A 12726-nucleotide genomic window follows, 5' to 3' on the forward strand; every position below is an offset into this window, starting at 1 on the left:
TGGCCCCTGGCGCAGGGAAGGACCGTCAGGAATCCCCCGGAGTTCAGTGATACGTCTCATCTGACCGGAAGTGGTACATCCCGCCGGGTGTACCGCGGCCGTTTCCCGCCATCGCGGCGCGCCGCCGTGACACCCTCACGGGGCGTACGGTTGTTCGCGTTCGATCTTCGCGAAAAGACGGAAACAGGGAGACCACGGTATGTCGCAGCAGGTGCAAGGGGTCATCGCACCGGGGAAGAACGAGCCGGTACGGATCGAGACGATCGTGATCCCGGACCCGGGCCCCGGCGAGGCCGTCGTGAAGATCCAGGCGTGCGGTGTCTGCCACACCGACCTCCACTACAAGCAGGGCGGGATCAACGACGAGTTCCCCTTCCTGCTCGGCCACGAGGCCTCGGGCGTGGTGGAGTCCGTCGGCGAGGGCGTCACGGACGTCGCGCCCGGCGATTTCGTCGTCCTCAACTGGCGTGCCGTGTGCGGGCAGTGCCGCGCGTGCCTGCGCGGCCGCCCCTGGTACTGCTTCGACACCCACAACGCCAAGCAGAAGATGACCCTGCTCGACGGCACGGAGCTGTCACCGGCCCTCGGCATCGGCGCGTTCGCCGAGAAGACCCTGGTCGCCGCCGGGCAGTGCACCAAGGTCGACCCCGAGGTCTCCCCGGCCGTCGCCGGACTCCTCGGCTGCGGCGTGATGGCGGGCATCGGAGCCGCCATCAACACCGGGCAGGTCGGCCGAGGCGACTCGGTCGCCGTGATCGGCTGCGGCGGGGTCGGTGACGCGGCGATCGCCGGGGCCCGGCTGGCCGGAGCGGCCAGGATCATCGCCGTGGACATCGACGACCGCAAACTGGAGACGGCGAAGACGATGGGCGCCACGCACACCGTCAACTCCCGCTCCAGCGACCCGGTCGAGGCGATCCGCTCCCTCACCGACGGCAACGGCGCCGACGTCGTCATCGACGCGGTCGGCCGCCCGGAGACGTACCAGCAGGCCTTCTACGCCCGCGACCTCGCCGGGACCGTCGTCCTGGTCGGCGTCCCCACCCCGGAGATGCGGCTGGAGCTGCCGCTCATCGACGTCTTCGGACGCGGCGGCTCGCTCAAGTCCTCCTGGTACGGCGACTGCCTGCCCTCGCGCGACTTCCCGATGCTGATCGACCTGCACCAGCAGGGCCGGATCGACCTCGGCGCGTTCGTCACCGAGACCATCGGACTCGGCGACGTCGAGCAGGCCTTCGCCCGGATGCACGACGGCGACGTGCTGCGCTCGGTGGTGGTTCTCTGATGGCCGCCCGCATCGACCACCTCGTCACCTCCGGCACCTTCGCCCTCGACGGCGGGGAGTGGGACGTCGACAACAACGTCTGGATCGTCGGCGACGACACCGAGGCGATCGTCATCGACGCCGCCCACGACGCCGACGCCATCGAGACCGCGCTGAACGGCCGTACGCTGCGCGCCATCGTCTGCACCCACGCGCACAACGACCACATCGACGCCGCCCCGGCCCTCGCCGCCGCCACCGGCGCGCCGATCCTGCTGCACCCGGACGACCTGCCGCTGTGGAAGCAGACCCATCCGAACCGCGCCCCGGACGGCGAACTGACCGACGGCCAGGAGCTGACGGTCGCCGGCACGACGCTCACGGTCCTGCACACCCCCGGCCACGCCCCGGGCGCCGTCTGCCTCCACGCCCCCGGGCTGTCCACCGTCTTCACCGGGGACACGCTCTTCCAGGGCGGCCCCGGCGCCACCGGACGGTCCTTCTCCCACTTCCCGACCATCGTCGCCTCGATCCGGGACCGGCTCCTCGCGCTCCCGCCCGGGACCACCGTCCGCACCGGGCACGGCGACTCCACCACCATCGGCGCGGAGGCCCCGCACCTGGACGAGTGGATCGCCCGCGGTCACTGACGGCGGGCTTTCACCGGTCCGGCCACGCGGAGAGCCGCAGCCCGCTCTCGAAGCGGCGCGGCTCGCCCGTGACCGGATCGGTGAACTCCAGCACCCGGGCCAGGAGCTGGAGGGGGCGGGAGAAGTCGTCCGGCGCCCCCTCCGCCTCGACCACCGGATAGACCGGATCGTGGACGAGCGGCAGCCCCAGCCCGTTCATATGGACCCGCAGCTGATGGGTCCGCCCGGTGGCGGGCAGCAGCCGGTAGCGGCCGAGCCCCGCCCGCTGCTCCAGCAGCTCGACCCGGCTCTCGCTGTTCGGCTCGCCCGGCTCCTCGCGGGCGGCGATCACCCCGCGCTCCTTCACGATCCGGCTCCGCACGGTCCGCGGCAGGACCAGCGCGGGATCGTACGGCGCCACCGCCTCGTACTCCTTGCGCACCAGACGGTCCCGGAACATGGTCTGGTACGCGCCCCGCTCCCCGGGCCGCACGACGAACAGGACGAGGCCCGCGGTCAGCCGGTCCAGCCGGTGCGCCGGCTGCAACGCCGAGAGGCCCAGCTCGCGGCGGAGCCGGGCCACCGCGGTCTCGGTGACATGCCGGCCGCGCGGTGTTGTCGCCAGGAAGTGCGGCTTGTCGACGACGACGAGATGCTCGTCGCGATGGACGACCCCGACCGGGAACGGCACCGGCTCCTCCGGCGCGAAATCCCGGTGGAACCAGAGGTACCGGCCCGCGACGTACGGCTCGTCGGCGGAGACCGGGCCCCTCGCGGAGACGAACCGGCCCTCGGCGAACATGGCGTCCACCCGCCGCGCCCCGATCGCGCCCGCGAACCGCGCCATCAGATGGTCGCCCACCGTCGCCCAGGCCCCGTCCGGATCCTCGGGGAGCCGCACCCGGACCGGATCGATCCCGTCGCGCTGCGGCAGCGGCGCGGAGGGGGGCTTCGCACGCCCCCTCACCGGGGAACGCCGACCACTACGGCGGTGCTCATGCTGCCGGCTCCTCGCTCGCTCGCCCGGATTCTCCGCACATTATCCCCGGTCACCGGGGGGCCGGCCCTGATGCGTCGGGCGGCGCCCACCGCCCCGTCCCGGTACCCGACGCGCCCGCGCACGGACCGGTGGGGCGCGCACACCGGCCGGCCACCCGGCTCTCCCGGACCCGCCGGCCCGGCCCCGGCGCACCCGCGCCGCCGGCCCCCGACTCCCGTACCGCTCCGAAGCCGCCCCTCGGCCCCAGTGCGCGTTACGGGGGTCCGCGCGGAGCCCCGACGGCACGGAGGCCGCCCGGGAAGCCGGACCGGGTGCCGCCCCCGCCTCACCCCAACGGCGTGAACACGAAGGAGAACTCCGCCGCCCGCGCGTCGAGCCGGTACTCCGGCAGCACGCCCGGCCCGCACGAGCCGGAGCCGATGCCCTGCACCGCGTGATCCAGATTGACCCAGACGGTCCCGCCCGCCCGCAGCTCCGGCCGGTGCTCCGCCGCGTCCAACTGCTCGCTGGTCCACCGCCGCGCGGTGAACCAGAACGGCTCGCCGCCCTCGGTCCGCAGCCCCGTGCCCCCGCCGTCCGTCAGCTCCGCCCACCGGACGTCGGCGCGCGCCCCGTTCTCCTGGGGCCGCACGTACGGCGTCTGCATCGCGTCCACGGACATCCGCCACCACCCCAGCATCGAGGCGGCCCGGGTGTCCGGATACGCCTCGCCGGGCCCGCCGCCGAACCACCGCGCCCCGCCGTACGCGGCGGGCAGCCCGAACCGGATGCCCAGCCGGGGCAGCGGCACCCGCCACTCGCCCTCCGGCACCACGGACACCGTCAGCCCCAGCCGTTCCGCCGACGCCGTCCACCGGTACGCGGTGCGCAGCCCCAGGCCGACCCCGGCCGGCGCCACCCTGGTCCGTACGACCACGGCGTCCTCACCGACCTCGACCGCGTCGACCCGGTGCCGCATCCGGTGCAGCCCGCACTCCCGCCAGCGCGCCCCGTACCGCTCGTCCGGCTGCCACGCCGCCCCGTCGTCGTTGTCGGTGGGCGCCCGCCACACATCCAGCCGCAACCCCTCCACCGGCACCGCGCCCAGCCGCACCGGCGCCCCGGTCACCGCGTCGAAGACCCCGGGGCCCAGGGCGATCAGCCGCCCGTCCCGCTCCGGCCGCGCCCCCACCGCGACGGCCGGGACGGCCGCGCCGCCCGTCTCCGTCTGCCCCCACGCCACCACGTGTCCCCGCCCGCCCCAGGCGGTGTCCCGCGCCAGCACCGCCCGTACGGTCCACACCCCGGCACCGCGCATCGGCAGCGGCACCTCGGCCGACGCGCCGGGAGCGAGCTCCGGCACCGTGAGCGTGCCGGACGCGACGGGCTCCGTGCCCACCTCGTGCACCCACTCGAAGTCCAGGTGCGACAGCCCCGCGAAGTCGTACCCGTTGGTGATCCGGACCGTGCCCGCACCGGCCCCGGGCTCGATCCGCACCGGTTCGACGACCTTCTTGTACTCGACCAGCCCGGGAGAGGGCGTCCGGTCGGGGAAGAGCAGCCCGTCGCAGACGAAGTTGGCGTCGTGCAACTCCTCGCCGAAGTCCCCGCCGTACGCGAAGCCGTGCCCGGGATGGGCGAGACCGTGATCGATCCACTCCCACACGAAGCCGCCCTGGCAGCGCTCGTACCGCTCGAACAGCCGCTGATACGCCATGAGTCCGCCCGGACCGTTCCCCATCGCGTGCGCGTACTCGCACAGCACGAACGGCATCGCCCGCCGCCGCGCGTCCGACTCGGCGTCGTCGCACGGCTCCTCCGCCCGGCGGCCGATCAGCTCGACCTCGGCGTGCGTCGGGTACATCCGCGCGTACAGGTCGACGTCCCGGCAGGAGGGATCGCCCTCGTAGTGGATCAGCCGCCCCGGATCCCGGCGCCTGATCCACGCCGCCATCGCGCTGAGCCCGCGCCCCGTCCCGCACTCGTTGCCGAGCGACCAGATGATCACCGACGCGTGGTTCTTGTCGCGCTCCACCATCCGCGCCGCCCGGTCCAGCAGCGCCGGGGTCCACCGCTCGTCGTCCACCGGGTTCCCCCGCCACCGTGTGCCGGAGAACCCGTGCGTCTCCAGATCGCACTCGTCGATCACCCAGAGCCCCAGCTCGTCGCAGAGATCGAGGAAGGCGGGATGCGGCGGATAGTGGCTGGTCCGCACCGCGTTGATGTTGTGCTGCTTCATCAGCACCAGATCGCGCCGCATGGTCGCCGCGTCCACGGCCCGCCCGGTCTCCGGGTGGAACTCGTGCCGGTTCACCCCGCGAAAGAGCACCCGCCGCCCGTTGACCCTGATCAGACCGTCCTCGACCACGACGCTGCGGAACCCCACCCGCAGGGCGATCCGTTCCCCCGGCGTCACCAGCTCCCCGTCGTACAGCCGCGGCGTCTCGGCCGTCCAGGGCTCGACCGCGACGGTCACCGCCTCACCCGCGGCGACATCCACCCCCAGCTCCGGCACCAGGACCCGCCCCCCGGCCCCCGCGCACTCCACCCGCAGGGTCCCGGACCCTTCGCGATGGTCGTAACCGGCGTGCACGAAGAAGTCCCGGGGCGCGCCCCGGGGCCGCTCCAGCAGGGTCACGTCCCGGAAGATCCCGGGCAGCCACCACTGGTCCTGGTCCTCCAGATAGCTCCCCGACGACCACTGGTGCACCCGCACGGCCAGCACATTGCCCCCGGCCCTCAGCAGCGCGCCGACGGAGAACTCGTGCGGCAGCCGTGACCCCTTGAAGTCGCCCAGCTCCCGGCCGTTGAGCCAGACCCGGGCACAGGACTCCACCCCGTCGAACCGGAGCACCACGTCACCGTCGCCGGGCCACCCGGCGGGCAGGTCGAAGGTCCGCAGATGGTCCCCGGTCGGGTTCTCGTCCGGCACCCTCGGCGGATCGACGGGAAAGGGATACACCACGTTCGTGTACACGGGCGCCCCGCCGGCCCCCTGGAGCACCCAGTGTCCGGGAACATCGACCGTCGCCCACCGCGAGGCGTCGAACCCGGGGTACGCGAACGACTCGTCCACGCAGGCGGCGCCCGGCGAGAGCCGGAAGCGCCACCGCCCGTTCAGCGACATCCGCCGGGCGTCCGATTCCGCGTACCAGGCCCGTGGCTCCAGCCCGCCCGATCCGGGGCCCATCTCCTCGTACCAGGGCGGGGCGGGCGGCGGTGTGCGGTTCATGGGACTCCTCGCTCGGCAAAGCCCTCCGTGCTGCTGGCGCCCCGGACGCTAGCGAGGGGAGAACCGATGCAACAAGGGTGCCGAGCGGTGCGGACCCCGCCCACGGGTGGGCGGGGCCGCGTCCGCGGGTGGTGGGGCCGCGTCCGGAAATGCAAAAAACCCCAGATCAACTGGGGTTCTCGCTGGTGTCCGAGGGGGGACTTGAACCCCCACGCCCGATAAAGGGCACTAGCACCTCAAGCTAGCGCGTCTGCCATTCCGCCACCCGGACAAGGTGTCTGTCTCGCGGGCTCCTGCCCGTTCCGACGTGGAAAACAATAGCAAACATTCGGGGGTGCTCGATCACGCCCGGACTGTGTGAAGGGCGCATGACGAGGGGTGGGGGCCCTTGGGCGCGCGGGCCCGGCGCGGGAGGATGAGGGGGAGCACCACAGCGACAGTGGAAGGAAGCAGCGTGAGCGAGACCAACACGGCTCCGGCCGGCTCCGGCGAGGACGAGGTCGTGGACCTCTGTCGTGAGCTGATCCGGATCGACACCAGCAACTACGGGGACCATTCGGGACCGGGGGAGCGGGGCGCGGCCGAGTACGTCGCGGAGAAGCTCGCCGAGGTCGGGCTGGAGCCGCAGATCTTCGAGTCCCACAAGGGCCGTGCCTCGACGGTGGCGCGGATCGAGGGCGAGGACCCGTCCCGGCCCGCGCTGCTCATCCACGGCCACACCGACGTCGTCCCGGCCAACGCCCACGACTGGACGCACCACCCGTTCTCGGGCGAGATCGCGGACGGCTGCGTCTGGGGGCGCGGCGCGGTCGACATGAAGGACATGGACGCGATGACCCTCGCGGTCGTCCGCGACCGGATGCGCAGCGGCCGCAAGCCCCCGCGCGACATCGTGCTGGCCTTCCTCGCGGACGAGGAGGCGGGCGGCACGTACGGCGCGCGGTACCTCGTGGACAAGCACCCCGGACTCTTCGACGGGGTCACCGAGGCGATCGGCGAGGTCGGCGGCTTCTCCTTCACGGTGAACGAGAACCTGCGGCTCTACCTGGTGGAGACGGCCCAGAAGGGCATGCACTGGATGCGGCTCACCGTGGACGGCACCGCCGGCCACGGCTCGATGACCAACGACGACAACGCGATCACCGAGCTCTGCGAGGCGGTCGGGCGGCTCGGGCGGCACAAGTGGCCGGTCCGGGTGACCAAGACCGTACGGTCCTTCCTGGACGAGCTGTCCGACGCGCTCGGCACCCCGCTCGACCCGGAGGACATGGAGGCCACGCTCGCCAAGCTGGGCGGCATCGCCAAGATGGTCGGCGCCACGCTCCGCAACTCCGCCGCTCCGACGATGCTGGGCGCCGGTTACAAGGTGAACGTCATCCCCGGTCAGGCCACCGCCCATGTGGACGGCCGTTTCCTGCCCGGCTTCGAGGACGAGTTCCTGGCGGATCTGGACCGGATCCTCGGCCCGCGCGTGAAGCGCGAGGACGTGCACGGCGACAAGGCGCTGGAGACCAGCTTCGACGGCTCGCTCGTCGACGCGATGCAGGTCGCCCTGAAGGCGGAGGACCCGATCGCCCGCGCCGTGCCCTACATGCTCTCCGGGGGCACCGACGCCAAGTCCTTCGACGACCTCGGCATCCGCTGCTTCGGCTTCGCCCCGCTGAAGCTGCCGCCGGAGCTCGACTTCGCGGGCATGTTCCACGGAGTGGACGAGCGGGTGCCGGTGGACGGTCTGAAGTTCGGCGTGCGGGTGCTCGACCGTTTCATCGACAACTCCTGACCCCTTGCCGGATTTCCGCCTACTTTCCGCCCCGACAATCGCCAGCGTGTGCGTATGTGACCGGAACGAGTGAAAGGGTCCATACGCTCGTAGCCCGATTACCTCTTCCTCGTTACAAGTGATGCGGTCCGCGGCTGGGACCGCATTGCCAACTAGGAGGAATCATGATCAAGAAGGTCGTCGCTGCTGCGGCTGTCACTGGTGGTCTGGTGCTCGCGGGTGCGGGCATGGCCGTCGCGGACTCGGGTGCCCAGGGTGCCGCCGTCGGCAGCCCCGGTGTGATCTCGGGCAACGTCATCCAGGTGCCCGTGCACGTTCCGGTGAACGTGTGCGGCAACACGATCTCCGTGATCGGGCTGCTGAACCCCACCTTCGGCAACACCTGCATCAACGCCTGACGTCGTGCGTCAACCCGTAAGGGTTTGAGCCCGCTCGGCCCCGGAGTGCACACCACGCGCTCCGGGGCTGCTGGGCACTTTGCCCCCGCACGGTCAAGTCCGGGGGTTTTCCGGAAGGTCAGAAGGCAGGAAACACCTATGCGACAGGTCACGCGCAAAGGCCTGATCACCATGGCGGCCGCGGGCGGCGTACTCGCGCTGAGCGGCGGCTACGCGCACGCGGACGCGGGAGCGTCCGGCGAGGCGGCGAATTCCCCGGGGGTGCTGTCAGGGAATTCGGTACAGATCCCGGTCCATGTACCGGTCAACGTCTGCGGCAATTCCGTGGACGTCGTGGCACTGCTCAACCCGGCGTTCGGAAACACCTGCGGAAACGGTTCGCAGGACGACTCCCAGGGCAAGCACGCCTCCGGCAGTCATGTCTCCGGCGACCTCACCCAGGCGAGCCGGCCCGGCACGGGCAAGCACCGGGCGCCGATCGGCGGCGGGGCGACGGCCCAGGGCGTCGCGACCGGCTCTCCGGGGCTGCTGTCCGGCAACACCATCCAGGCGCCCGTCGACATCCCCGTGAACGTCTGCGGCAACAGCGTCTCCGTCGTCGGTCTGCTCAACCCCACCTTCGGCAACGACTGCAAGAACACCCCGGACGTCGTCACGCCGCCGCCGGTCACCCCGGTCACCCCGGTCACGGAGCACAAGCCCCCGGCGCCGGAGAAGCCGCCCGTACCCAACGTGCCCGAGACGCACCACGTCCCGCAGCTGGCACACACCGGAGCGGGCGGGCTCGACCTGCTGATCCCGGCGAGCGCGGGCCTTCTCCTGGCAGGCGCGGGCACGGCGCTCTACCGCCGCGCCCGGATGTCCGCATAACGGACCAGGACGTCGACACCAGCACGACGAAGGGGGCGGGTCCCGCGGCTGCGGGGCCCGCTCCGTTTCACCAGGTGGCCCGGAGCTGGCGGATGATCCGTCTGCGCAGGCGCACCCTGCGGCTGCCGTCGCGACGCAGTGTCAACCGGTCCAACTCCCAGTGACCGTACTCGGCATGGTCGGTCAGCAGACGGGCCGTCTCCTTACGGGACACCCCGCGCGGCACGTACACATCGACAAATTCGTATTCCGGCATCGCATCTATTGTGCGGGCAGAGCCCCTGTACGGATAGCGTCTGCACTATGTCTGATGCTGCGCAGCCCACCGCTGCCGAGGTACGCGCCGCCGCCGAGGCGGTCAAAGCCGCGCTCGACCACCACCTCGCTGCCGTCGAACGCCGGTCCGGGGACGACGACGCGGCCGTCTACGACGCGTTCAACGCACTGGCCGCTGCCGCCGAGTTCTACGACGAACTGCTCTACGACCGATACGACGAAGTCACTCCCTTCGAGATCCCGGGTGCCTCGGACTCGCTGCCCCCGTACGCGGGCCCCGAGGAGCCCAACGCGCTCAGCGTGCTGATCCGGCGCGACTACGCGGTGGTGGAGCCGCCGAGGCTGCTCGCACAGGCGCAGCGGATCGCCGACCTCGACCAGGACGACCGCGGCGGAAGCGCCGCCGTGGTCGGCTCCAGCGTCCACGCGGCGCTCGGGGTGCTCTTCGGGGAGTACGAACCGGACGAGATCGCCTCCCGGCACACGGAGTTCGGCCTGGAGGAGGGCGACTCCACGCTCTGGGTCACGGCGGCCGAGGAGCTTCCCGAGGCGGGGGAGTGGCTCGGCGCGCCCTTCGACGACGCGGACCCGCAGCTGGTGGTCTGCCGCTTCGACGTCAGCGCAGTCTTCGACGAGGACGAACCGGAGGAGGAACCGGCCCGCCTGGACCCCGTCTGATCCGGTCCGGTCCGGTCCACCGGCCGGCCGTCGCCGGTCCGCCCCGGCCCGCCGGGCCCGTTCGCGAGCCCGGCGGGCCGGTGGCGCCGCCGTGACGTGTGCTCCAGCCCCGGTCAGCGGGCCGGGGCCTCCAGCAGGGTGCGCAGCCGTGTCGTGCGGTCCTGGGCCGGGGGCTGGGCGACCGCGCGCGGCAGCGCCTGGTCCACCCCGTGGACCACGGACAGATGGCGCTCCCCGCGGCCGAAGGCGGTGTACACCCAGGCGCGGCTCAGCCCCTGCGCCGCGTCGCCCGGCAGCACGACGACCACCGCGGGCCACCGCATGCCGGCCGCCTGGTGGGCGCTGAGCGCCCAGCCGTGGCGCACGAGGGATTCCACCCGCTCCTGGGCCACGACGATCTCCGTGCCCGCGCAGTCGAGCCGCAGGCCCTCGGCGTCGGCCCCGACGACCACCGCGGGGACGACCCTGCCGGGCGCCGGGACATGGACGACACGGTCGCCCGGGTCGAAGCCGCCGAACCGGCCGGGCCCGGGGTTGAGCCGCTGCTTCAGCGCCGCGTTCAGCGCCCGGGTGCCCGCCGAGCCGCCATGGCCGACCGTGATCACCTGGGTGTCGGACGACGGTACGCCGATGGCGCGCGGCACCGAGTCGGCGACCAGCTGCACGGTGCGGTGCACCGCTTCGCCCGCATCGCGCACCGGGACGATCACCACTTCCTTGCCGGGCGCCTCGACCTGGTTCAGCTCACCGATGCCGATGCCGGAGACCAGCTCGCCGATCGGGCCCGGATCCGGCGTCCGGGAGACGACCTGGGGGCACGCGCGGGCGGCGAGCACATCCGCGAACACCCGTCCCGCACCCGCCGAGCCCAGCACGCCGGGATCGCCGCTGAGCACCAGACGGGTGCCGTCGGCCAGCGACTCGACCAGCATCGCGGCGGTCTCGACGTCCAGCTGCGGGGCGTCCAGCACGACGAGCAGATCGACGGCGAGGGCCCCCTCCTCGTCCCGCCCCGGGCCCTGCGCGCCCGAGAGCAGGCCGGCGAGGGTGACGGCCGTCTCCGGATCACGGGTCGCCCCGGCGAGCCGACGTCTGCCGTCGACGCTGTGCACGGCGCCCAGGGCGCGCAGTCCGAGACCCCGGGCAGCGGTGATCAGGGCGGCGGGCTCGGCCCTGGCGGCCTCGCCCCCGGTGTGCGCCACGAGACCGTGGGCCGCGACCGCGCGGATCAGCTCGGCCGCCGAGGGGGAACCCGCGGCCGAGGCCGCCTCTGTCCAGTCGGCGTCCTTCTCACAGGCGTTGACCAGCCGGGCCAGGCCGTCGGCGAGGCTCTCCTCGGCGAGTGCGTAGCGGTCGAGGCCGAGCAGCACCTGTACGGGTTCCCGGTCGGCGGCCTCGGTGTCCTCGGCGCCGTCCGCGGGTGCGGAGGGGGCTTCGGGCTCCTGGTCCTCCAGGTCCTCCGGGCCGTCCTGGAAGACCAGCACGACTCCCTCGGCGACGGCGTGCTGCACGGCCGCCCCGGGGTCGGTCACCGAACGCGCGGCGAGCGCGGCCCGTACCTCCGAGGCGTCCAGCGCCGTGTGGCCGCGCAGCGCGGCCCGTTCCAGCAGCCAGCCCACCAGGGCGGCGGTCCGCCGCTCGTCGTCCGGACCGCACTCGGCGCCGAGCAGGGCCCGCGCGAATCCGTCGGCCTGGTCGGGCCCGACCCCCGGCACGGCCAGCAGCTGCCAGGGATCCGCGCGCAGCGCCTCGGCGGCCTGCGCCCCGAGGACCCCGGCCGCAGGTCCGGCCAGCGCCGCCGGGGCCCCGCCCTCGGCCAGCACGGCGGCGGTCGCGGCGACGGCCTCCGGAGAAGCGCCCTGCGGCGCTCGCGCCGGTTCGGGGGCGCGCGGGCGGGCGGGAGCGGGCGCGGGGGCGGTGCGCCGGGGGACGGCGGGCGCGGGGGAGTCGAAGAACGAGGCGGCGGGCTGCTCGCCGCTCTCCACCGCGCGTACGGCCGCCAGCAGGTCGGCCGCCTTGCCGCTCAGCTTGGCGCCGGCGGCGATGGGGCCCTCCTTCTCGGCCTTGCGCTTCTCGATCCGCTCCCGGAGCTCGCGCTGGGCGGCGAGCTCGGCCTCGGCCTCCGAGAGCGGTGCGGCGGTGGCGTCCGTCCCGGCCTGGGCGTCGGCCTCGGTGTCGGGCCCGGCCGTGGTCTCCGAGAGCGGTGCGGCGGCGTCCGTCCCTGCCTGGGTGTCGGCTTCGGTGTCGTTTTCGCCCTGGCTCCGGGTGTCGGCTTCGGTGTCGGGCTCGGCCGTGGGGGCGTTGTCGGCCTCGTTGTCGGGCCCGGCCTCGGTGTCGTTTTCGGCTTCGGTCTCCGAGAGCGGTGCGGCGGTGGTGTCCGTCGCGGTGCCCGAAGCCTTGCCCTCCGGGGCTTCGGGCACGGGTCCGGACGCGTCGCCGTCCCCGTCCTCAGGAGCTCCGGAGGCGTCCGTGTCGTCGTCCGTCGGGGTGGGGCGGCCGTCCGTCTCCGCGCTGTCCCCGGTGTCGACGGCCGTCGGTGAGCCCGCGTCCGCGGCCTGCGGCTCGTCCCCGGCGGGCGGGGCGGGCACGGCGGCGGAAGGGGGCGCGACGGCCTCGTCGT

At 73.2% G+C, this 12726-nt stretch carries 10 protein-coding genes and 1 tRNA gene; 6 read left to right on the forward strand and 5 right to left on the reverse strand.

What is annotated here, in order from left to right:
- Nucleotides 1-199: 199 nt before the first annotated feature.
- A complete protein-coding gene (locus ACFVFH_RS18140) occupies nt 200-1285 on the forward strand; it encodes an S-(hydroxymethyl)mycothiol dehydrogenase (protein WP_383769359.1) in 1086 nt (361 codons plus the stop codon).
- Nucleotides 1285-1914, forward strand: a complete 630-nt coding sequence (locus ACFVFH_RS18145; RefSeq protein WP_383769362.1) for an MBL fold metallo-hydrolase — start codon at nt 1285-1287, stop codon at nt 1912-1914. Before ACFVFH_RS18140 ends, ACFVFH_RS18145 begins: the two co-directional genes overlap by 1 nt.
- Before the next feature lie 10 nt (nt 1915-1924).
- Here the strand turns inward: ACFVFH_RS18145 and ACFVFH_RS18150 are convergent, their stop codons facing one another.
- The 3 genes from ACFVFH_RS18150 to ACFVFH_RS18160 all read right to left on the reverse strand — a co-directional run bounded on the left by ACFVFH_RS18150 (nt 1925) and on the right by ACFVFH_RS18160 (nt 6375).
- Nucleotides 1925-2860 (reverse strand): RluA family pseudouridine synthase, encoded by a 936-nt coding sequence (locus ACFVFH_RS18150; RefSeq protein WP_383769366.1) that lies wholly within the window; start codon nt 2858-2860, stop codon nt 1925-1927.
- Nucleotides 2861-3218: 358 nt separating this feature from the next.
- The gene (locus ACFVFH_RS18155; RefSeq protein ID WP_383769369.1) at nt 3219-6104 is read right to left on the reverse strand and encodes a glycoside hydrolase family 2 TIM barrel-domain containing protein; all 2886 of its coding nucleotides are present in this window, start codon (nt 6102-6104) and stop codon (nt 3219-3221) included.
- 183 nt (nt 6105-6287) lie between these two features.
- A tRNA-Leu gene (locus ACFVFH_RS18160) sits at nt 6288-6375 on the reverse strand.
- Between the two features lie 183 nt (nt 6376-6558).
- On the opposite strand from ACFVFH_RS18160, the gene ACFVFH_RS18165 reads away from it, so the two are divergent.
- The 3 genes from ACFVFH_RS18165 to ACFVFH_RS18175 all read left to right on the forward strand — a co-directional run bounded on the left by ACFVFH_RS18165 (nt 6559) and on the right by ACFVFH_RS18175 (nt 9152).
- Nucleotides 6559-7884: a M20/M25/M40 family metallo-hydrolase gene (locus ACFVFH_RS18165; RefSeq protein WP_383769372.1), complete on the forward strand. Its 1326-nt coding sequence runs from the start codon at nt 6559-6561 to the stop codon at nt 7882-7884.
- Nucleotides 7885-8048: 164 nt separating this feature from the next.
- Nucleotides 8049-8282: a chaplin ChpH gene (chpH, locus tag ACFVFH_RS18170; protein WP_329867341.1), complete on the forward strand. Its 234-nt coding sequence runs from the start codon at nt 8049-8051 to the stop codon at nt 8280-8282.
- 138 nt (nt 8283-8420) lie between these two features.
- Nucleotides 8421-9152: a chaplin gene (locus ACFVFH_RS18175; RefSeq protein WP_383769376.1), complete on the forward strand. Its 732-nt coding sequence runs from the start codon at nt 8421-8423 to the stop codon at nt 9150-9152.
- 67 nt (nt 9153-9219) lie between these two features.
- Here ACFVFH_RS18175 and ACFVFH_RS18180 read toward each other — a convergent pair whose 3' ends face one another.
- Complete coding sequence (locus ACFVFH_RS18180) at nt 9220-9408, reverse strand: DUF5703 family protein (RefSeq protein ID WP_030918345.1); 189 nt, start codon at nt 9406-9408, stop codon at nt 9220-9222.
- A 47-nt stretch (nt 9409-9455) separates the two neighbouring features.
- Here ACFVFH_RS18180 and ACFVFH_RS18185 point away from each other — a divergent pair, with 47 nt between their 5' ends.
- Nucleotides 9456-10106: a hypothetical protein gene (locus ACFVFH_RS18185; protein ID WP_383769379.1), complete on the forward strand. Its 651-nt coding sequence runs from the start codon at nt 9456-9458 to the stop codon at nt 10104-10106.
- 113 nt (nt 10107-10219) lie between these two features.
- On the opposite strand, the gene ACFVFH_RS18190 is transcribed toward ACFVFH_RS18185, so the two are convergent.
- Entirely contained in the window at nt 10220-12694 is a 2475-nt protein-coding gene (locus tag ACFVFH_RS18190; protein ID WP_383769929.1) for a helix-hairpin-helix domain-containing protein, read from the reverse strand.
- Nucleotides 12695-12726 lie beyond the last annotated feature (32 nt).

The organism is Streptomyces sp. NPDC057697, from assembly GCF_042799335.1.
Lineage (GTDB): Bacteria > Actinomycetota > Actinomycetes > Streptomycetales > Streptomycetaceae > Streptomyces.

Bases quoted from the DNA above. Each gene is read 5' to 3' on its own strand.
- ACFVFH_RS18140 (WP_383769359.1), top strand. From the start codon at position 200: ATGTCGCAGCAGGTGCAAGGGGTCATCGCACCGGGGAAGAACGAGCCG.
- ACFVFH_RS18145 (WP_383769362.1), top strand. From the start codon at position 1,285: ATGGCCGCCCGCATCGACCACCTCGTCACCTCCGGCACCTTCGCCCTC.
- ACFVFH_RS18155 (WP_383769369.1), bottom strand. From the start codon at position 6,104: ATGAACCGCACACCGCCGCCCGCCCCGCCCTGGTACGAGGAGATGGGC.
- chpH (WP_329867341.1), top strand. From the start codon at position 8,049: ATGATCAAGAAGGTCGTCGCTGCTGCGGCTGTCACTGGTGGTCTGGTG.
- ACFVFH_RS18175 (WP_383769376.1), top strand. From the start codon at position 8,421: ATGCGACAGGTCACGCGCAAAGGCCTGATCACCATGGCGGCCGCGGGC.
- ACFVFH_RS18180 (WP_030918345.1), bottom strand. From the start codon at position 9,408: ATGCCGGAATACGAATTTGTCGATGTGTACGTGCCGCGCGGGGTGTCC.
- ACFVFH_RS18185 (WP_383769379.1), top strand. From the start codon at position 9,456: ATGTCTGATGCTGCGCAGCCCACCGCTGCCGAGGTACGCGCCGCCGCC.